This is a genomic window from Streptomyces sp. NPDC048185 (assembly GCF_043202495.1).
Lineage (GTDB): Bacteria > Actinomycetota > Actinomycetes > Streptomycetales > Streptomycetaceae > Streptomyces.
Window position 1 is genome coordinate 107,405 of the sequence record NZ_JBIDAN010000003.1, and the last position, 19,125, is coordinate 126,529.

18 protein-coding genes and 1 pseudogene are annotated in these 19,125 nt (G+C 67.2%); 16 read left to right on the forward strand and 3 right to left on the reverse strand.

Features of this window, described 5'->3' with window-relative positions; translation table 11 throughout:
• Window positions 1-4: 4 nt before the first annotated feature.
• From ACGF3H_RS11025 to ACGF3H_RS11040, 4 genes are read left to right on the forward strand one after another with little or no spacing between them, the layout of a single operon-like run.
• Window positions 5-1,147 (forward strand): glycosyltransferase family protein, encoded by a 1,143-nt coding sequence (locus ACGF3H_RS11025; RefSeq protein WP_199837779.1) that lies wholly within the window; start codon window positions 5-7, stop codon window positions 1,145-1,147.
• 51 nt (window positions 1,148-1,198) lie between these two features.
• Entirely contained in the window at window positions 1,199-2,701 is a 1,503-nt protein-coding gene (locus tag ACGF3H_RS11030; RefSeq protein WP_393518673.1) for a hypothetical protein, read from the forward strand.
• Window positions 2,701-3,255, forward strand: a complete 555-nt coding sequence (locus tag ACGF3H_RS11035; protein WP_365979579.1) for an FkbM family methyltransferase — start codon at window positions 2,701-2,703, stop codon at window positions 3,253-3,255. The genes ACGF3H_RS11030 and ACGF3H_RS11035 overlap by 1 nt, the downstream gene beginning before the upstream one ends.
• 21 nt (window positions 3,256-3,276) lie before the next feature.
• The gene (locus ACGF3H_RS11040) at window positions 3,277-3,915 is read left to right on the forward strand and encodes a histidine phosphatase family protein (protein ID WP_062780368.1); all 639 of its coding nucleotides are present in this window, start codon (window positions 3,277-3,279) and stop codon (window positions 3,913-3,915) included.
• 32 nt (window positions 3,916-3,947) lie between these two features.
• Here the strand turns inward: ACGF3H_RS11040 and metG are convergent, their stop codons facing one another.
• A complete protein-coding gene (gene metG / locus ACGF3H_RS11045; RefSeq protein WP_062780370.1) occupies window positions 3,948-5,672 on the reverse strand; it encodes a methionine--tRNA ligase in 1,725 nt (574 codons plus the stop codon).
• 347 nt (window positions 5,673-6,019) lie between these two features.
• Between metG and ACGF3H_RS11050 the strand changes: the two genes are divergently transcribed.
• The 4 genes from ACGF3H_RS11050 to ACGF3H_RS11065 all read left to right on the forward strand — a co-directional run bounded on the left by ACGF3H_RS11050 (window position 6,020) and on the right by ACGF3H_RS11065 (window position 9,477).
• Window positions 6,020-7,315, forward strand: a complete 1,296-nt coding sequence (locus ACGF3H_RS11050; protein ID WP_365979578.1) for a nucleotide sugar dehydrogenase — start codon at window positions 6,020-6,022, stop codon at window positions 7,313-7,315.
• Window positions 7,316-7,326: 11 nt separating this feature from the next.
• On the forward strand, window positions 7,327-8,253 hold the full coding sequence (locus ACGF3H_RS11055) for an NAD-dependent epimerase/dehydratase family protein (protein WP_365979577.1): 927 nt from the start codon (window positions 7,327-7,329) through the stop codon (window positions 8,251-8,253).
• Window positions 8,254-8,532: 279 nt separating this feature from the next.
• A complete protein-coding gene (locus ACGF3H_RS11060) occupies window positions 8,533-8,955 on the forward strand; it encodes a hypothetical protein (RefSeq protein ID WP_365979576.1) in 423 nt (140 codons plus the stop codon).
• Window positions 8,956-8,979: 24 nt separating this feature from the next.
• Window positions 8,980-9,477: a hypothetical protein gene (locus ACGF3H_RS11065; RefSeq protein WP_365979575.1), complete on the forward strand. Its 498-nt coding sequence runs from the start codon at window positions 8,980-8,982 to the stop codon at window positions 9,475-9,477.
• Between the two features lie 230 nt (window positions 9,478-9,707).
• Here ACGF3H_RS11065 and ACGF3H_RS11070 read toward each other — a convergent pair whose 3' ends face one another.
• Window positions 9,708-10,412, reverse strand: a complete 705-nt coding sequence (locus ACGF3H_RS11070; RefSeq protein ID WP_365979574.1) for a hypothetical protein — start codon at window positions 10,410-10,412, stop codon at window positions 9,708-9,710.
• A 269-nt stretch (window positions 10,413-10,681) separates the two neighbouring features.
• Here ACGF3H_RS11070 and ACGF3H_RS11075 point away from each other — a divergent pair, with 269 nt between their 5' ends.
• From ACGF3H_RS11075 to ACGF3H_RS11100, 6 genes and pseudogenes are all read left to right on the forward strand, one after another.
• Complete coding sequence (locus ACGF3H_RS11075; RefSeq protein WP_365979573.1) at window positions 10,682-11,101, forward strand: hypothetical protein; 420 nt, start codon at window positions 10,682-10,684, stop codon at window positions 11,099-11,101.
• Window positions 11,102-11,394: 293 nt separating this feature from the next.
• A pseudogene (locus ACGF3H_RS11080) lies at window positions 11,395-13,029 on the forward strand (tetratricopeptide repeat protein); the annotation flags it as partial.
• A 5-nt stretch (window positions 13,030-13,034) separates the two neighbouring features.
• Window positions 13,035-13,481 carry a tetratricopeptide repeat protein gene (locus ACGF3H_RS11085; RefSeq protein WP_365979647.1) on the forward strand — a complete coding sequence of 149 codons (447 nt, stop codon included), beginning with the start codon at window positions 13,035-13,037 and terminating at the stop codon, window positions 13,479-13,481.
• Window positions 13,478-13,687 (forward strand): DUF397 domain-containing protein, encoded by a 210-nt coding sequence (locus tag ACGF3H_RS11090; protein WP_365979572.1) that lies wholly within the window; start codon window positions 13,478-13,480, stop codon window positions 13,685-13,687. The genes ACGF3H_RS11085 and ACGF3H_RS11090 overlap by 4 nt, the downstream gene beginning before the upstream one ends.
• A 70-nt stretch (window positions 13,688-13,757) precedes the next feature.
• Window positions 13,758-16,166, forward strand: coding sequence for a tetratricopeptide repeat protein (locus ACGF3H_RS11095; RefSeq protein WP_365979571.1), 2,409 nt, complete (start codon window positions 13,758-13,760; stop codon window positions 16,164-16,166).
• Window positions 16,166-16,381, forward strand: a complete 216-nt coding sequence (locus ACGF3H_RS11100; RefSeq protein ID WP_365979570.1) for a DUF397 domain-containing protein — start codon at window positions 16,166-16,168, stop codon at window positions 16,379-16,381. Before ACGF3H_RS11095 ends, ACGF3H_RS11100 begins: the two co-directional genes overlap by 1 nt.
• Before the next feature lie 8 nt (window positions 16,382-16,389).
• On the opposite strand, the gene ACGF3H_RS11105 is transcribed toward ACGF3H_RS11100, so the two are convergent.
• The gene (locus tag ACGF3H_RS11105; protein ID WP_393816475.1) at window positions 16,390-16,818 is read right to left on the reverse strand and encodes a restriction endonuclease; all 429 of its coding nucleotides are present in this window, start codon (window positions 16,816-16,818) and stop codon (window positions 16,390-16,392) included.
• Window positions 16,819-17,376: 558 nt separating this feature from the next.
• Here ACGF3H_RS11105 and ACGF3H_RS11110 point away from each other — a divergent pair.
• Window positions 17,377-17,583, forward strand: a complete 207-nt coding sequence (locus ACGF3H_RS11110; RefSeq protein ID WP_365979568.1) for a hypothetical protein — start codon at window positions 17,377-17,379, stop codon at window positions 17,581-17,583.
• A 726-nt stretch (window positions 17,584-18,309) separates the two neighbouring features.
• Entirely contained in the window at window positions 18,310-19,038 is a 729-nt protein-coding gene (locus tag ACGF3H_RS11115) for a Crp/Fnr family transcriptional regulator (protein ID WP_362485961.1), read from the forward strand.
• The last annotated feature ends 87 nt before the right edge of the window (window positions 19,039-19,125 follow it).

Here is a 19,125-nt window from a genome sequence, read left to right on the forward strand (position 1 = left end):
CAACATGTCTGGGTACACACGCCCGCTCAGCGTGGTCATCGGCGTCAACGGCATCGGCATGGGGCACTCCGTCAGGCAGAGCGTGATCGCCCAGTACCTCCGCGACCGCGGCCACGAAGTACGGATCATCACCAACGGTTCGGCCCGCGTGGAGTACTTCCGGGACCTCGGCTTCCCCGCGTGGGACGGGTGGATGCCGACCCTGCTGGCCCGGGGTGACCGCATACACGCGAGCGACGCAGTACGCGCCAACTTCTGGCAGGCACCCGCCGGCGTCGGTAAGCACCTGCGGCTCCGCCGGATCATCCGGGACACCGGTGTCCCGGACGTGTTCATCACCGACTACGAGCCCAACACTCCGCGACTCGCCTACCACTTCAGTAGGCCGCTGATATCCGTCGACCAGCAGAGCAAGTACCGGCACCTCGACCTTCCCCCTGTTGGAAGGTACGCCCGTACCGCCGACGAGCAGCGGCTGCGCTACTTCGCACCCCACGTCGACCGGTCCTTCATCTGCTCCTACGTCCCGTTGGAAGGCGACGACGGACAGGTGGAGTTCATCGCCCCTGTCGTCCCGGACTTGGTCCGCTCCGCACCGGTCACCACCGAGCCGCTCGCCACGGCCTACTTCTCGCGCTACTTCGACCACGGCCCCGAGGAGTCCGTCCGTAACCTCGCCGAGGTCTTCCGGAACCACGCACCAGACCGCGCCCTGCGTATCTACGCGCAGGCCGACGAGCTCGGTAAGCTGAGCCAGTACACCGACGGCAAGATCGAGGTCTGTACCTTCGACCGCGAGGCGTTCATCGCCGACATGGCACGGTCCGAGGCAGTCTTCTCCAACGCCGGCTTCAACCTCATCAGCGAAGCCTTCGTCCTCGGTAAACCGGTCTGTCTGATTCCGCTGCCCACATACGACCAGCACTGGTGCGCCAGGGTCGTCGATGAGGCGAAACTCGGCACCGCATTACCGCACATCAACCGGGGAGCGGTACTCGACTTCCTCGGCCGGAGCCGGGAACTTCGCAACAACGTCGTGCGCCATCGGGACCAGCACCTCGTGTCCGACCCCCGTGAGCGGATCGCCTCCTACCTGGAGAGCCTGTCCGCAGCCAGTCAGCGGACCCTCACACGATCCGCGCGGTAGACGGTCATGGCGACTCCTCCACTCCCCGCAGAGGTGAACATCGGGGTATCCGTGGCCGCCGTAGTGGTCTGCTATCGCTTCGCGATCTCTCCGACCGTACGAGCCCTCGCTCGCCGGCGCTCGCTCCTGCCGGCCGTGATCGTGGGCGTCACCCCCACGGTCCTGGCCGTCTTCCGGCCGTCGCTCGATCCAGGCCCACTGCGCTGGTTCGTCGTCTTCGTGATCGTGTTGCTCACCTGGCAGGGGGCGACCAGCGACTACGACGTCACGGAGCCCATCGAACCCCAGCGCCTCGACAAACGGTTGCTGCTCCTCTTCGCAGCCGCCTCATGCCTGTGGCCGACGGCCCTCCTACCGTGGCTGGCCGTGTACTGCGGCAGGCTGCGCGGCTGGAAGCACCACGCGATGATGCCCCTGCGTCTGCTCAAGGCGTACCTCGCCTGGTTCTTCGTGGCGATGCTCCTCGGCGCCTCGTGTTCCGCAGCGGTACTTCCGCTGGTCCTCGGCTGTGTCTCGCTCTCCCACTACGTCAAACCGGCCTGGAGCAAGGCTCGCCTGGGGCCGTACCCCTGGTCATGGGTCTGGCACAACCGCACCCACTACCTCATGGCCTCCGCATATTCCTGGGGCTGGGCGCGCTTCCTTCGTGCCGAGACCGTGTCGCACGTGCTGCGCCGTGCACGCGGCCTCGATCGCCCGGTCAACTTTCTCGCGCTGGTCGTCGAGGTCGCCGGCACCGTCGCGTTCCTCGATCGCCGACTACTGATCGCTGCCCTGCTGGCAACCGCCCTTTTCAACGTCGTCGTGGCCCTCGCCTCCGGGATCCTCTTCTGGGAGAACATCGGCACAAACGTCGCCCTCGCGATCACGGTCACGCTGCTGCCCGGTACGGAGTACGCCTCGGCGTTCGGCTGGCCCGCCGCACTGATTGCGCTCGTCGTGCTCCTGCTCAGTGCCGCCGATCTGCTGTGGCAGCCGTGGCACCTGGGCTGGTGGGACTCCCCCTTCACAGCACGCGTCCATTGGCAGGTGGAGACCATCTCGGGGGCGAAGCTGGGTCTCTACAACGACTTCATGTGCCCGCACGAGCGCGAGTACGGCCGCGTCCTGGGCTACTTCCTCACCGACGAGCCTGTCCTCCACGGCCACCTCGGCATCGTCTGGGACCGAAAACTCCGCGACCTTCTCGTCCAGGCGGAAGGCGACCGAAATCAGCTGCACGCGCTCAAACAGACCTACGGCCATACACAGACCGACGAGCGACAGGCGCGCGAGCACATCGCGTTCCTGACCAGGATGTTCACTCGTCTCAACGCCGGCGCCCGGAAAAGCCCCTTGCCCTGGTCACTGCGCCACCTCAAGGCCCCGGGCGGCCAGCTCTACAGGTGGGGCGACCTTCCTCCCTACCGCGGTCAGGAACCTGTCCGCCGTATCACGATCCGCTACGAGGAGCGCTGCTACCGCCCAGCTACCGGCGACTTCCTCCTGCTCACCAACCGCACCGTGCAGGAGATCGACCTCCTCGCACCCGGCACCGACCACGGGAGTACCTGATGCGCAAGGTTTTCATCGACTGCGGCACCAACCTCGGAGTCGTCCTGAACCGCTTCATCCGCGAGCTTCCCGATCACGACTTCTACGCGTTCGAGCCCAACAAGGACCTGCTTCCTTCCATCCGTCGGCAAGTCGAGCAGGCTCCTCACCACCCGCGTGTGGCGATCTCCTCCAGCGCGGTATGGATCCACGACGGGACGATCGACCTCTTCCTCGGCCACCACGAGAGCTCGACCGTGTTGCCCGGCAAGGTCGTGCCGCCCATGTACGACCAGCAGATCGACTACAGCTCACCCATCGCCGTGCCCGCGACCGACTTCAGCTCATGGCTGCGCCGGACCGTCACCACGGACGATCACATCGTCGTGAAGATGGACATCGAGGGCGCTGAGTATCCCGTCCTCACCAAACTGCTCGCCGACGGGACGATCAACCTCATCTCCGTCCTCTACATCGAGTGGCACTACGACCGCTTCCCCGCCATGAGCCGGGCCGACCACGACCAGGTCGCCAACGCGGTATCCGCATGTGTCGACGTCCGCGAATGGGACTGACCCGAAGAAGAGGACACCATCATGCGCTCGAAGCACATCTACCTGATCAAGCACGGTGAGACAGAAGAGAACCTGCGGGGCATCCACCAAGGTCAGGCTGTCGGCGGCAGGCTCAGCAAGCGCGGGAGCGATGACATTCGCAAGGTCGGCGACAGCCTCGCCGCAGCCGGCGTCACCGTAGACCGGATGCTCGTCAGCCCGATGTCCCGCTGCCGCGAGTCCGCCGCGCTGCTGACCGCCACGCTCACCCCCGCCGACGTACGAGTGGACGAACGCCTGGCCGCCAAGAACAGCGGCTACCTCGGAGGCCGCCCCAGGGGAGTCGCAGCAGCCGAAGCCGCCCGCCAAGGCATCCCCATCCACCAGCTCCGCACGCCGGGCGGCGAGTCGTCCGAGGATGTCCAAAGCCGCTACATGCAGCTCTGGGACGAAGTCTGTGCGGGGCCACACCGTACGACCGTCCTCATCGGGCACGGTGGGGGAATCGCCTGCCTGCTGCTGCGGCTGACGGGTAACGGCTTCGACCGCTACCTCGATCACGTTCCCGGATCCGCAGGCGTCACATGGGTCGAAATCGACGACCAGGCCCCTTGCGTCCGGCTGATGAACGTACCGGTCGCGGACCTGCCCGGCCGCCTCAGCCCCCGCACCGCCCGATGAGAGCGCGAGCGGTACAGGTGCGAGAGCTACACTCAGGCGTCCTCGGCACCGCCGAAGCGCACGCGGTAGGACTCCAGATCCTCGTCAGTGATCTTCGCGAACAGCACCGGCGGAACGGTGAACGTCGTCCCGGCCGGGACGACGCCCAGGGTCGTGGCCTGCTCGGCGGTCACCCAGGTCGCGGTGTCACCCTCCAGCGCAAAGGCCCCGCGCATGGCAGCGGCGCTGGCCGGAATGAACGGCTCGGAGACAACCGCGTACAGGTGGATCAGATTCATCGCGGTACGCAGGGTCAGCGCGGCACCGTCCGGGTCGGTCTTGATCTCCAGCCACGGAGCCTTCTCCTCCAGGTAAGAGTTGCCCGCGGACCACAGAGCACGGAGAGCGGCAGCGGCCTTACGGAACTGGAGGGCCTCCATATGCTCTTCGTACTCGGCGAGGAGCCGTGCGATCTCGTCGCCGAGTTTCGCCTCCGCCTCGCCGCCCGCGTGGCCCGCCGGGACCTCGTCGCCGAACCGCTTGCGGGAGAAGGACAGCACGCGGTTGACGAAGTTCCCCAGGGTGTCGGCCAGGTCCTTGTTGACCGTGGCGGCGAAGTGCTCCCAGGTAAACGAAGAGTCGTCCGACTCCGGGGCGTTGGCGATCAGGAAGTAGCGCCAGTAGTCACCGGGAAGGGTCTCCAGGGCCGCGTCCGTGAAGACGCCACGCTTCTGAGACGTGGAGAACTTGCCACCGTAGTACGTCAGCCAGTTGAACCCCTTGACGAAGTCGACCTTCTTCCACGGCTCGCGCACTCCCAGCTCGGTGGCCGGGAACATCACTGTGTGGAAGGGGACGTTGTCCTTCGCCATGAACTGGGTGTAGCGGACGGTGTCGTCAGCCTCGTACCACCAGGTCTTCCAGTCACGAAGCTCGCCGTCCGCGGCGGCGTCCGCCCACTCCTTCGTCGCGCCGATGTACTCGATCGGGGCGTCGAACCAGACGTAGAAGACCTTGCCCTCGGCCGCGAGATCGGGCCAGGTGTCGGCCGGGACCGGAACGCCCCAGTCGAGGTCGCGGGTGATCGCCCGGTCGTGCAGGCCCTCGGTCAGCCACTTGCGGGCGATGGACGAGGAGAGCTGCGGCCACTCCTCGCTGACAGCGTCGATCCACGCTTCGACCTCGTGCTGGAGCTTGGACTGCAGAAGGAAGAGGTGCTTGGTCTCGCGGACCTCAAGCTCCGTGGAGCCGCTGATCGCCGAACGCGGATTGATCAGGTCGGTGGGGTCGAGGACACGCGTGCAGTTCTCGCACTGGTCACCGCGAGCCTTGTCGTAGCCACAGTGGGGGCAGGTGCCCTCGACGTATCGGTCCGGCAGGAATCGGCCGTCGACGGGCGAGTACACCTGACGGATGGCGCGCTCTTCGATGAAGCCGTTCTCGTTCAGCTTGCGTGCGAAGTGCTGGGTGATCTCGACGTTCTGCTGCGACGAACTGCGCCCGAAGTAGTCGAAGGCCAGCTCGAACCCGTCGTAGACGGCCTTCTGCGCGTCGTGGGCCTGAGCGCAGAACTCGGCGACAGAGAGCCCGGCTTCCTTGGCGGCCAGCTCGGCCGGCGTGCCGTGCTCGTCGGTGGCACAGATGTAGAGGACGTCGTGACCGCGCTGGCGGAGGTACCTGGAGTACACATCCGCGGGAAGCATCGACCCGACCATGTTGCCCAGGTGCTTGATCCCGTTGATGTAGGGAAGCGCGCTGGTGACCAGGTGTCGAGCCATCCTTGGATGCTCCATTTCGTACGTACGGCGCCGGTGGCAGTGCCACGGCGGGCCCAGGTCGGGAAGCTGCAGCCGATTCGATCACTCGGATCGCTTCTTGGTGCCACGCACAGTGACGGTACGGCACTGCAGGCCAACGCCATCGTATCGAACCAGCGGTCTGCCCTTCCTGCGGGTTTTGGGACCCGCCCGCCCCGAGACGAGAAGGCACTCGGCCGTCCGAGACAGGCGGCCAAGCGAGTCTCGTACGGCCGAGGCGCCTCCCATCTTAGGGCCCCCGCACAGCCGCGGATGCGCGCACACCGCCCTCGCCCCTGCCCTTCGCCGAAGCCAACGAGGTGGGATGCATGATCGAGAATCGCCAGTTCCAGCAGCTCCGCGTCGTCGTAGTCGGGCAGGGGTACGTCGGACTCCCGCTCGCCGTCAGAGCGGCCGAGGTCGGGCACAAGGTCGTCGGCTTCGACGTGGACGCCCAGCGCGTCAAGCGGCTCGTGCTCGGAGAGTCATACGTCGAGGACATCCCCCACGCACGGCTGGCACCGCTCCTGTCCACTGGCGCATACCGACCGACCCTCGACTCGTCCGACTGCGCGGACTTCGACGTCGCGATCGTCACGGTCCCCACGCCACTCCGAGACGGGGTGCCGGACCTGTCCCACGTCGAGGACGCAGCACGGATACTCGGCCGCCATCTCGGGCGTGGGGCAACCGTCGTCCTGGAGTCCACCACGTACCCCGGCACGACCGAGGAAGTCTTCGGCCCTGTGCTCGAACGCGCCTCCGGCCTGACCGCCGGCCACGACTTCCACATCGGCTACAGCCCTGAGCGCATAGACCCCGGCAACTCCACGTGGAAGCTGGAGAACACTCCCAAGGTCATCTCCGGTATCGACCCCGCCTCCAAGGAAGCTGTCCGCCGTTTCTACGGATCCCTCGTCGACACGGTCGTTCCTGTCGCCAGCTGCAAGGAAGCCGAACTGACCAAGCTGCTGGAGAACACCTTCCGACACGTGAACATCGCGCTCGCCAACGAGCTGGCGATCTTCGCCCACGAGCTGGACATCGACGTCTGGTCGGCGATCAACGCGGCTTCCACCAAGCCGTTCGGATTCATGCGATTCGCCCCGGGACCGGGGGTGGGAGGCCACTGCCTGCCCATAGATCCGTCGTATCTGTCCTGGCGCGTCCAGCGCACCCTGGGGCGCAACTTCCGCTTCGTCGAGCTGGCGAACGACGTCAACAACCACATGCCCGACTACGTGGTCCGCCGCCTCGTCGAGGGCCTCAACGAGCGCAGGAAGTCCCTCAACGGTTCCCGGATTCTGCTGCTCGGCCTCGCCTACAAGGCCAACACCGGGGACGCCCGTGAGACTCCGGCAGCGCGCATCGCCGAACTGCTCACCGACATGGGCGCCGAGGTCCAAGCGGCCGACCCCCACGTCACCGACGACGCTCACCCACGTGCCGCCGGCCTGGAGAACCTCCAGCGGGTCGAAGTAACCCCCGACGGCCTCGCGGCTGCCGACGCCGTCGTCCTGCTCGCCGAGCACGACGCCTTCGACTACCCCCTGATCAGCGCCCACGCCCCGTACATCCTCGACTGCCGCCACCGGCTCGCCGGCGCACACGTCGAATCTCTCTGAAGGGAAGCCACGTGAAGATCGTGATTACCGGCGGTGCCGGGTTCATCGGCAGCAACCTGGCCCGGACCTTGACAGAGCACCGCGAGATCAGCCAGATCCGGGTGATCGACAACCTCTCCACCGGCTTCAAGGAGAACGTCGCGGGCCTCGACCTCGACTTCTTGGAGGGCGACGTCCAGGACCCGGCCCTCCTTGACCGGGCGTTCCATGGCACGGACGCCGTCGTCCACCTGGCCGCCCTCCCTTCTGTACCGCGTTCCGTGAAAGACCCTCTGGCCAGCCACCATGCCAACGTGACCGGAACCCTCCAGGTCCTCGAAGCCGCCCGCCGAGCCGGTAACCTGCACGTGATCGCCGCCTCTTCGTCCTCCGTTTATGGGGCGAACGCTCACCTCCCGAAGCACGAAGACCTCTCGACCGCTCCGATGAGTCCGTACGCGGTCACCAAGCTCGCCACGGAGGCGTATCTCGGGGCGTACCACCACAGCTTCGACCTGCCGGTCCTACCCTTCCGCTTTTTCAACGTCTACGGGCCGGGGCAGCGAGCCGACCATCCCTACGCCGCGGTCATCCCAAAGTGGATCAACGCCACGCTCGACGGACGGCCCCTGACCGTGCATGGGGACGGCACCCAGACACGGGACTTCACGTACGTGGCCACGGTCTGCCGGATCCTCGCTGACTCCCTCCTTCGCCGGGTCGTCGGCCCTCAGCCGATCAACCTGGCGTTCGGGACACGCACGCCCCTCCTGGACCTGATCCCAGAGATCGAGGCCGCCACCGGGTTCCGCGCTCTCTGGGAGCGCACCGCCCACCGCGTCGGTGACGTGCCCCACTCGCAGGCCGACGGCACGCGGCTGCGAGCACTCTTCTCGACGATCACGCCCACCCCACTACAGGAAGGGATAAGGGCTACAGCTGATTGGCTCCGTGCTTGATCACGGGGTTGTCACACCGGCTGATCCCCACGCGAGACCTCGCCGCCAATTGGGTCCCTGGCACCGACTCGGTGCCGGCGCTGATCAACAGCAACCGAGCTCTCGCTGGTGCACTTCTGGTTGCCACCGACAGCAGTGACTCCGACGCCCTCACCGGGCCCCAGCAATCCCAGTAGCTCATCCTGTTGACACCGCGTCACCCTCAGCGCTGCTTGTCGCACAATCGGATGGGATTCCAGCTGCATTCGCATCTCTCCTGACAAGACGTAGTTACTTCGCGTGACACAGTCCTTGATCGAAAGGCAGAGGTACGCAGTGACGTTTTATTCAAAGTTGCCACAGGAGAAGCGGGCTGAACTGGCGGATCTCGTGATCGCCGAGACCAAGACCGTGCTGGAGGTGAGCATCGAGTACGAGGTCTCACGCAAGACCGTGAACGGTTGGGTGCAGAGGCGCAAGCGACAGCTCGGGATTCCTGGATCTCCCAAGGGGGGAGACCGCACCCTCCCCCCTGCCGCACTGCGTCGCGTTGCCAAGGAGAAGCAGGGGAGGGTCGCGGCCGAACGGCGCGCGGAGTCCTACCGAAACGAGCTGGAGGAGACCAAGTCCCAGCTTGAGCAGCTCGTGGAAACACTCCAGGGCATGCAGGTCACCTTGGAGTACTACATGGGGCAGAGGCCAGCCGGCCGAGCCGCCGCCTAGCAATTCCCGACGAGCGCTTCCCACATGGCTACCCACCGTCACGACAGCAACCACATCGCAACCGAAATCGAGATCCTGTGCAAAGGCATGGGACTTCCCGTCGCGGACACGGACGACCGTACTCGGGCCGTCGGTGTGCTGATCTCGTCAGCCGGAACGAGGGCCGCGTCACTGGAGTGGTTCGTCTCCACCACCGCGCGCTCAGCCTCAGCCCGTGAACAGACCGAAGGACTCGCCGACGGACGAGCCGGCCTCCTGCACCGCAGTACACGCGCTTACGTGCATCACGCGCTCACCGGCGTCCTCCAGGAACTGGGGTACTCGGTGGCCCACACCACTTCCGGCCTGCGTATCGACGAGGGCCTGCCCGGCGCCTCAGCCGGAGCGGAGACCGCCAACACTCTCGCGGACTTCCTCCGTGTGGGCCTCGACAGTCTCGACGGAGCACGCGACCGCAAAAAGCCCAGCGAAGACGGCGAGGATGGCGACGACGGTCTGGCCGGCGTACCCGCCCGCGTGTAACCCCGTCGCCGTTTACGAGCGAGTCCGCACAACCTGAGCTCGCGCGGCGAACGTCCGGCGAGTAACCGGCCTCGCGCCTCCAACTAGGCCAGATACTCGCCGGACGCTCGCTTCCAGCGTGTTCGGTGCCGGGAGTCGCCCCGTCCGATGCCGCAGCGCGAAAGCCTCGCGTCAGCGCACCGGACGAGGGTTTCGCCTGAGCGCCGCTTAGGAAGGGAGCAGACAGAAGCTCATGGTGCGGGAGAACAGAGACGGCATTGCTTATAGTTTCTTCCGCCCTTAGGGCCGGTATTCTGGGCAATCCATGCCCGCGCTTCGGAGGCTGCCATAGGACGAAAGGTTGGGTAAGTTGCCGCCCTATCCCAACCGCCATCAAAGGTCTCGTAGTTCCCGGTTGGCATGAGCGGATTTGCTGCGTGGGCGTAATCGCGTAGAGCGCTGTCAAATTTCGTTGCCGTCGGCCGAACGAATTGATTTGGCATCGCACGCTTCACCACCGAGCAGTCAGTTTCATGCAAACTCTTCTTGCCTGCAGTGAAAGGATACGTCTCTGGCTGTTGGTACCTTCGCCAGAATTCTTCGGCATCCTCAACCAGGCGTTCGAAGTCGCTTCGATGGCGATGGCACGCTTCGCAGCCTCCGTCCCGCTCGCACCAAGCCCATCGATCCTCAGCCGATTCGTAATCGATGCAGCCGTTGGGCCCGTACATGCGACTCACCGATTCGAGGAGCCCCCTGCGCGCACCTTCAGCAGACATCTGCCCACTGCTCACCGCCTCTAGGATATCGAGGACGGCCGACAACTCAATGTCGAACCCCCACCCCTCACAGATGGGTCGCTTCCGAACTTCCGGGAAGTGATCCCCGAATATGAATCTTGTCTCAGGGATCGAGATCGTTCCGATGGTCACGTCGTCCACGTCGAATGTGGGCACGGAGGAGCCTCCTCGTGTGAAACTGGTAAACCGCGACAAAGCTACAGGAGTTCGGCTTACCTGGGCGGGCGTCAGATCGATCCCAGGACTGGACAGCAGTCCGCCGCGGGGCTTCCCGCTTGAGGCCGGTGAGGTTGCGTCGGGCACCAGGGGTGGGTTTCGGCCAGACACTTCGCTGTCCAAGCGACGATGGCTCAGATCATCTACTGGCTCGGCGAACCGCTGCCCATCATCGTCGTCAAGTATCCAGAGGTACGGGGGAGTCGGTCATGGATCCAGAGGTGCTGGCGCAGACCGCGGGGATCACCGTCGTCGGGCTGATGGCCACCGATGCATGGCAGCGGACACGCGACGGCGTGGTGGCTCTGTGGCGTCGGGCACGCCCTGTGCAAGCCGACGAGATCGGCACAGCGCTGGAGGAGACGCGCGAGGAGCTCCTCGCAGCCCGGCACGAGGGCGACTCCGAATGCGCCGAGGACCTGGAGCGTGACTGGCGCCGCAGGCTGAGGCGCCTTCTTGCCGCCGATCCGTCCATCGCTCAGGACCTTGAGGAGATCCTGGCCGAGGCGCGTGCCTCCCTGCCCGAGGATGAACGGCCTCCCGTTCCCGCAGTGCAGATGCATGCTCACGCGTCCGGACACGGGCGGGTCTACCAGGCCGGCCGGGACCAGCACATCGTCGAGCGGTGACGGGGTACCCGGGCGCTCCTCACGGGGGCCACGTCCTGCGGGCTGTCACGGACGGGCACGGCCGGGTGTACCAAGCCGCCGGCAACCAGATCATCGTGGAGTACCCCGTCCATCAGTCCGAACCACCCGTTCCAGGATTCGGGTTGGGATGGGCGAGCCCCGAGTCGGTACGTACTCCCCTGGCTGCTCCGCTGAGTTCGCCGCTGCGGGACCGGCTCGATGTGCGACAGGCACTCCTCAAAGCGATCGCCGCCCCTGCGACCGCGGCAAACGGTCTGCACGTCGTCCATGGCATGGCGGGCAGCGGAAAGACCGCGTTGTCCCAGACGGTGTTCGACGAAGCCGTTGCCGACCATGGAGTCGTGGGGCTGTGGGTCAACGCCTCCGACCGCTCGTCGTTCCGGTCCGGGATGCTGGCCGTGGCACACGACCGGGGTGCCTCGCAGCAGGAGGTCGACGCGGCGCGGGAGGGCCGCCGTCCGGACGCGGATTTCGTCTGGCACTATCTGCACAGCTCGCCCGAGCCCTGGCTGCTCGTCCTGGACAACGCGGACGATCCGTCCGTGTTCGGCCATGGCGCCTGGCTGCGATCGAGCAGCCGCGGCATCGTACTGATCACGACTCGGCTCCGGGACGCCGCCGTATGGCGCCGGGCCGCCAAGCATCGACTCGACGTTCTCGACATCTCCTACGCTGTCGACGTGCTGCGGGATCTCCTGGTCAGCGCGGAGGACACCGCCAAGCTGGAACTGCTGGCGCGGCGGCTGGGCGGCCACCCGCTGGCACTGTCGCTCGCCGGCACCTACCTCGGCCGACAACTCCTGGAGCCGGTCTCAGTGGACGAATACCTGAAGCGCCTTGACGCCGACCCGTCGCTGCTCGATCGCGGGGCGGAACCCGGCGAGCAGGAACTGCGCCGACTGATCACCAGTACATGGCAGATCTCACTGGACACCCTGACCGAGCAGGGCCTTCCCGAGGCGACGACGTTGCTCAGGCTGCTGTCGTACTTCGGTGCGGCACCCCTGCCTGTCGGGGTGCTCTCATCGACCGGCCTGGAGGGCACAGGGCTGCCTCATGCCCTCCCGCCGCTCACCGGCGAAAGCGCCAACCTCGCACTCGAAGGGCTGGCCAGACACTCCCTGGTCTCGCTCATCAAGGCTGATGCCGGGACCGCCGCCGTGCCCAGCGTGCAGGCTCACCCGCTGCTCCTGGAGACGGTCGCGTCGCGCGTTCCGGTCGACCAGCGTGCGCTGCTGCTGGAATCGGCCACCGCTCTGTTACGGCGGCTCCTGTCCACGGACTCGGGCCGCTATGTCGACCCACACACCTTGCGGCTGTTCACGCCCCATGCCGCCGCCCTGCTGAGGCACGCCGCCGCGCATCGCGCGGACGCGGCAACCTCGTCGGCTCTGGCCATCGTCCGCGACCTTCGCGATCAGTCGTATGTGCGCGGCGACTACGCCACGGCCCGCGCTCTCGCAGACGACGCTGCCCACGTCACCGACGGCCAGGGAACCCCAGAAGCCCTGACCGACCGCCACGAGCGCGGCCGGGTACTGACAGCCCTCGGCCACTTCGACGAGGCGGCCACGGTTCACCGAGCCACGCTCGAAGCACGAGAGGCCCTGCTCGGCCGCGAGCACCCGGAGACCCTGGACAGCGCGCACGCCCTCGGTATCGCTTTGTACGGCCTCGGCCGCTGGGCGGAGGACGAACGGTCCATGCGCCGCGCCGCAGACGGGCGTGCCCTCGCCTTGGGGGCCACGCATCCGGACACCATCGACAGCCGAGGCAGGCTGGCCGAAGCCATAGGCCAGCAGAAGCGCTGGGACGAAGCCCGTCAGCTGGCGGCCGAGAACCTCGAAGTGAGCGAGCGGGCCCTCGGCGACGACCACCCTCACACCCTGCTGAGTCGTATCGCCCTCGCCTGGTGCTTGCCGGTACCGGGGAGTGGGAAGAGGCGGCAGTCCATACCCGAGCCACGCTGGCAGGCAGCGAGCGAGTGCTCGGGGCGGACCACCCACGCACGCTCGCCGCGCGACAGCGTCTGGCAGATGTCCTGTCTCACCTCGGTCAGTGGCCCAAGGCACTGGAAGCGGCGCAGTCAGTACGCGCTGTGCGTCAGCAAATTCTCGGGCCGGAGCATCCGCACACCCTCTCCATCGAGATCATGCTGTCCCGGATCCTGCGCGGCATCGGGCGTGCCGACGAGGCGGGGGAGCTGTCCGCTCGTACTCTGGCCGCCTGTGTGAGCGTGCTCGGAGACGATCACCCGGATACGCTGGTCTGCCGTGCGGAGTGCGAGGCAGCAGGTGCAGCAGTCCAGACAAAATCGGTTGATTCCGGTGTAGTTGAGCAGGAGGAAGAGGAGTCGTGACCGGGCCGATACGGGTTTGGCGCAAGAGCAGCTACAGCGGTGCTGACAACGGCTGCGTAGAGATACAGACCCCCCCCCCGCCGCAGAGAGCTCCGGTTCGCGACTCAAAGGTGCCCGAGGGTCCAGTGATCGACTTCATGGATCGCTCGTGGGTGTACTTCGTCCAAGCCCTCCAGCAAGGGGAGTTCGCTGGCCATGACCTGTAGCCACCCCATGAGCGTGGGCCGTTCCCTGCGGTCAGTCACGACTCCGGGCAACACGGCGCGGCGGTAGTCCATGGGCGAACCATCGAGACCGACGACACCGGCTCCGTCGGACAGCGACATCGTCATCAGGGATCACGCCCGCTGGAACAGCGCCTCGCGGGACCAGTACATCGGGGAGATCGGACAGTACGTCGTCCACCACGGTGCGAGGCCCGATCCCGCCGCGTCCGACCGGTCGGGGCCGGACTCGGTGCGCGTGCCGCTCGCCGCGCGATCGCCCTCCCCCGTCCGGGACCGTCACGACATACGCCGCGACGTGCTGCACGCCATCAGTCATCCCTACGATGCGCCCGCGAAGTTCGTCTTCCACGGCACCGCGGGCAGCGGAAAGACCGTCCTCGCCGAGGAGCTCTTCCACGAGGTCGCGGCACGAGGCGTGGTGGGATTGTGGGTGAACGCGGCCACCGAGGTCGCGTTCCGTGCCGGCATGCTGGCCGTCGCCCTCGACCGTGGCGCCGACCCGGGCCAGGTGGAGGCGGCTCGGGTCGGACAACGCCCCGCCGCCGATCTCGTCTGGCAGTGCCTCGATGCCTCCGCCGAACCCTGGCTGCTCGTCCTGGACAACGCCGACGACCCGAGCGTGTTCGGCGACGGCGGCTGGCTGCGCGGCTCTCGGCGTGGCACCGTGCTCGTCACGACGCGGCACGGCAGCGCGCCCCTGTGGCAGGACGCCGACCGTCGCCACCTCGACGTCCTCGGCCTGGACGACGCCGTGTGCGTCCTGCGTGACCTCAACGTGAGCGACTACGACCAAGCGGCGCTGGAGAAGCTCGCGAACGGCCTCGGCTGCCATCCACTCGCGCTCACCCTCGCCGGCGCCTATCTCGGCCAGCGGCTACTCGATCCCGTCACCGTGGACGAGTTCCTCCAGCGCCTGCGCGACGATCCGAGCGGCACCCTGGACGAAGCCGCCGACCCGGACGAACGTGACCTGCGCCGGCTGATCAGCTCCACGTGGCAGATCTCGCTGGACGCTCTGGCCGACCGAGGCGTCCCCGAGGCAACCACACTGATGTGGCTACTGTCCTGCTACGCGCCCGACCCCCTGCCCATCGGCCTGTTCCACGCCCAGCGGCTCCGACTCACCACCCTCGCCCAGGCCGAGCCGCCGCTCCCCACGCGGAAGGCGGACGCCGCCCTGCGGGGGCTGATGTCGCAGTCCATGGTGGCGGACCTCAACGTTCCCGGAGACGTCGGCCTGCCCAGCGTCCGCTCCCTCCAGGCCCACGCGCTCCTCTTGGACACCGTGGCCGCTCGCATCCCCCTCGACCAGCGCGAGGGCGTGCTGGCCTCCGCCACCCAACTGTTGGACCATCTTCTGCACGACGGTGAAGCCGAGGGCACCTGCCTCGACGCCCAGACGATGCGGCTCTTCACGCCGCATGCGCTGGCGTTGCTGGGCCGCACTGCCGCCGCCCACTCGGTCGCCACACCGAAGGCCCTCGGCCTTGTCCGCTACCTTCGCGACCAGAGCCGCGAACGCGGCGACTACACCTCGGCGCACCTCCTCGCGGAGTCCGCCGTACGCGTCCCCCCGTCCGTGTCCGCTGCCACGGAGGCCGAATTGCTCGACGACCGATACGCACTCGCCTGCTCCTTGGGGGACTTGGGACGTTACGCCGAGGCCGCCGAGATGCACCGCGAAGTCCTGCACACCCGTGAGACACAGCTCGGTCCCGACCACGTCCAGACGCTCGACAGCGCCCACGCGCTGGGCCTGGCCCTGTACGGGCTGGGCGAGTGGGCTGAGGACGAGCGGCACCTGCGCCGCGCCGTCGACGGCCGCAAGCGGGTCCTCGGGTCCGAGCACGCCGACACGATCATGAGTACCGCCTGCCTGGCCGAAGCCATCGGTGAGCAGCAGCGCTGGGGCGAGGCCGAAGCTCTGGCCCGCGCCAACCTCGCCACCAGCGAAGCAACCTACGGCCCGACCAGCCCGTATACGCTCGCGGCACGCCACACACTGGCCTGGGCCCTGTACCGACTGGGCCGCCTCGATGAGGCCGAGGCCCTCACCTCCGCCACGCTCGCGGAGCGGGAGCATTCCCTCGGTTCAGAGCACCCGCGCACTCTGGTCGTCCGGGATCTGCTCGCCGGCATCCTGTGTGCCCAGGAACGTTGGTCGGAGGCGGAAGCCGCAGCGCGTTCGGTCCTCACCGCCCGTGAGGAGGTGCTCGGCACGGAGCACCCACACACTCTGGCCATGCGCACGGGGCTGATCCGGATCCTCACCGGCACCGGCGATCTGGCAGCGGCGCAACCCCTGGCCGTACTGAACCTCGAAGCGTGCATCCGTGTCCTCGGCGAGGAACATCCCGACACAGTCGCCTGCCGACAGGCTCACCTTGACGCCTTCGGATCAAGCCTTCACGATGACGAAGTGCCCCGGACTGGACATGACAAGGACGTGCAGCGTTGATGGATACCGCGCCGACCCGCATATGGGTCAAGAGCAGCTACAGCGGGCACGACAACAACTGCATGGAATTCCTCACCCCCCCCCCGCTGGGCAAGGCCGTTGTCCGTGACTCGAAGGATCCGCAGGAACGGGTGATCGTCTTCCGCGCCACTTCGTGGGCCCTGTTTGTCCACGCCTGTCGCGCGGGCAACCCGACGACGGAGACGGCTACTTAGGGGGAAGATCACTTCCCGTACGCCCGCTTCCAACGTGCTTGATGCCGGGAGTCGCCCTGCCCGCGGCCGTTCACTTCACTCAGGGACAGCAGCGAGGCCCCGTTGTTCCACAGCCCGAAGTGGTCCCGGTGCACAGCGAGGATTCCGTGCTGCAGCGCGAACTTCTCGGAGGGACGGCTGAACCGCGTGGTCGTCACGAACACGGCCAGGTCGGCCCCGAAGTGCACCTTGGCGCCCAGCAGATCGCGCAGTTCGCGGCTCGCGATCGTGCTGGTCGGCGTATAGCGCTTGCACTGAATCACCACGCTCCGGCCGTCCGGGAGACGGCCGACAACATCGGCGCCGTTGTCGTTGGCGCCACCCACGCGCCGGACGTCGGTGCATCCGTCCCGTCGGCACAGGCTCGCGACCAGATCCTCGAACTCGGTGCCGGTCATCGTGTCCACCTCGGCAAGCGTCCGGTGGCCGGCCTTCACCGCCTCTTCCTGCCGCCAGAGACGGTCCCGCCCACGCACGAGCCGGTCCGTACGCCGGAGCCACCATCCCGCCGCTGTGACGCCGCCGAGGACCACAGCCCCCGTGACGTACGGCCACACGACCGACCAGAAGACGATGAGCAGGACCAACACCAGGCCACCGCCGACCGCCGCCGACTTCAGCCGCGTCGCTCGTCGTCTACGAGCAGCCGCACCCCGCCCACGCCTCGTCATCGTCGAAGTCCTCCCCCACAGGTCCGTGTACCGCAGTGTGAGCCGACCGAGGCAGCGCGAGAAGGGCGCGATTCGGCCGTGGCCGGATCGGATGACGCACCGAGGGTGACTCGAACACCCCGGACGTCAACGACGGCCTGCTCCATCGCTCTTTCCGGTGGTCATCGAGCCGATCGACTCCGTAGGCGCGGGATACGCGGCAACACTCGCACCGTGGCCGAAGAAACAAACGTGGCGTGTGAAACCGGCCCTCCTCCGCAGAATGCTCCCGAGCCAGGAGGAAGGGTGGCCGCCCGCACCGGCCGTGTACGACTCCAGTTCTGGCGCTGGGCCCTCGCGCCTCAAACGACCTGGCAGGCCCGCCGCCTGGCAGCCGATTTCGGGCCGGGCATGGATGCCCGCACCGCCTGGGTGATGGCACGACTGAAGCGGCACCCGGACGAGTTCCCCCTTGCGATGCAGCACCTGAACGATGAAGAAGACGCCGGATGACCCCCGCGCGAGAGTCCATCACCCACGCGGTCCTGACACTACCTTGGCGCCATCGCTGACCAGGGGAAACGCGGCCTTCTCTGGTTGCAGTTCTGGTTGCATTCACCTCCGTTCAGCGCCGTCCGGAGCTTTCACCGACATCCGTTCCGCCGCAGGTCAGGACGTTCCCGTACATCCCCGAACCCCCAGACGAACATTTGGAAAGCGTGTTGGGGGCAACCCCTCACGAGTTCGAATCTCGTATCCTCCGCCAGTGCCTCACCGGGCACTAACGTCGAAGGGCCCCCTGGAAACAGGGGGCCCTTCGACGTGTCGAGGGTGGACGGCGATCCGGGCAGGCGGCGGGCCGGAGCGGCCCACGCGGACGATACGCCGGTGAGAGGGAGCCGACCGGCGAAGTCCGGGAACGCCCGGAAACGATTCCGAGTTTCCGCCAACTCCGCACCGTGTCCCGGTTCCGCCGACCGGCGCGGCCGACACCCTGCAGCCGGCGCCGAGATGGAGATCACGCCCGTACGCGAGCGACCGAGGGGCCGTCGCGCACGGTCGCCGACGAGGGTGCGACCGGGGTGGGTAGCAGACCATGGCGGGGCCGCTGCCAGGAGGTTCCGTCATTACCGGACAGTAGTGTGAATGTGGCGCAATTCACTCCCTCCGGGACGTCACTCTGTCACCATCAACGCCAACCAAGCACCAGGCGTCCGGACTGCGGCGGGGGGCGTAGCCATGGGACTGCTCGGCGACGAGCTCGCGTTCGCGCAGGCGCTGACCGTCCAGGAGCGCGAGAGCGTGATGGCCCTCGGCAGCCGGAAGCGCTATCCGGCCGATGCCCATTTACTGATCGAGGGCGACCGGTCCAGTCATGTACTGATCGTCCTGGCCGGCTGGGTGACCGTCTCCGTCGCGACCGACCGGGGCGCCACCCGGCTGATACTCGGGCTGCGCGGCCCCGGTGAACTGCTCGGCGAGATGGCCGCCCTGGACCGCCACCCCCGCAGTGCCACCGTGCGGGCGCTGGGCCCGACCGAGGCCCAGGTGATCGGCGGGGACGCCTTCCGCCGCTTCCTGGCCCTGCACCCCCGCGTCAGCGGGCTGGTGATACGCCAGCTCACCTCCCGGCTGCGCAGCGCCGATCAGGAACGGTCCGCCCTCGCCTCGCTCACCGTCCTCCAGCGCCTGGCCCATCGGCTCATCGAACTGTCGAGGCCCGACACCTCCGGGCCCTACTCCTCCTTCTCACGGGCCACTTCGGCCTCACCGGCCACCTCCGCGGCCGTCTCCGTCGTCCACCTCGCGCAGGACGAGCTCGCCGCCACGGTGGGAGCGACCCGGGAAGCCGTCGCAAAGGCACTGCGGCTGCTGCGGACCCAGAACATCGTGCGGACCGGCAACCGGATGGTGGAGATCCTCGACCCCGCGTTGCTCGCCCTCCTCGCGGAAGGCCATCAGGAGTAGATCCACGTCCCGCCGTGTGTAAACGGCTACAGACGGCCCTCGTCCCGGGCCGGAAGCTGACGGGGACGGCAAGCAGACGGACCGGCA

Bases quoted from the DNA above. Each gene is read 5' to 3' on its own strand.
- metG (WP_062780370.1), bottom strand. From the start codon at position 5,672: ATGGCTCGACACCTGGTCACCAGCGCGCTTCCCTACATCAACGGGATC.
- ACGF3H_RS11075 (WP_365979573.1), top strand. From the start codon at position 10,682: ATGGATCCAGAGGTGCTGGCGCAGACCGCGGGGATCACCGTCGTCGGG.
- ACGF3H_RS11025 (WP_199837779.1), top strand. From the start codon at position 5: ATGTCTGGGTACACACGCCCGCTCAGCGTGGTCATCGGCGTCAACGGC.
- ACGF3H_RS11065 (WP_365979575.1), top strand. From the start codon at position 8,980: ATGGCTACCCACCGTCACGACAGCAACCACATCGCAACCGAAATCGAG.
- ACGF3H_RS11115 (WP_362485961.1), top strand. From the start codon at position 18,310: ATGGGACTGCTCGGCGACGAGCTCGCGTTCGCGCAGGCGCTGACCGTC.
- ACGF3H_RS11040 (WP_062780368.1), top strand. From the start codon at position 3,277: ATGCGCTCGAAGCACATCTACCTGATCAAGCACGGTGAGACAGAAGAG.
- ACGF3H_RS11050 (WP_365979578.1), top strand. From the start codon at position 6,020: ATGATCGAGAATCGCCAGTTCCAGCAGCTCCGCGTCGTCGTAGTCGGG.
- ACGF3H_RS11095 (WP_365979571.1), top strand. From the start codon at position 13,758: ATGGGCGAACCATCGAGACCGACGACACCGGCTCCGTCGGACAGCGAC.
- ACGF3H_RS11100 (WP_365979570.1), top strand. From the start codon at position 16,166: ATGGATACCGCGCCGACCCGCATATGGGTCAAGAGCAGCTACAGCGGG.
- ACGF3H_RS11035 (WP_365979579.1), top strand. From the start codon at position 2,701: ATGCGCAAGGTTTTCATCGACTGCGGCACCAACCTCGGAGTCGTCCTG.
- ACGF3H_RS11105 (WP_393816475.1), bottom strand. From the start codon at position 16,818: ATGACCGGCACCGAGTTCGAGGATCTGGTCGCGAGCCTGTGCCGACGG.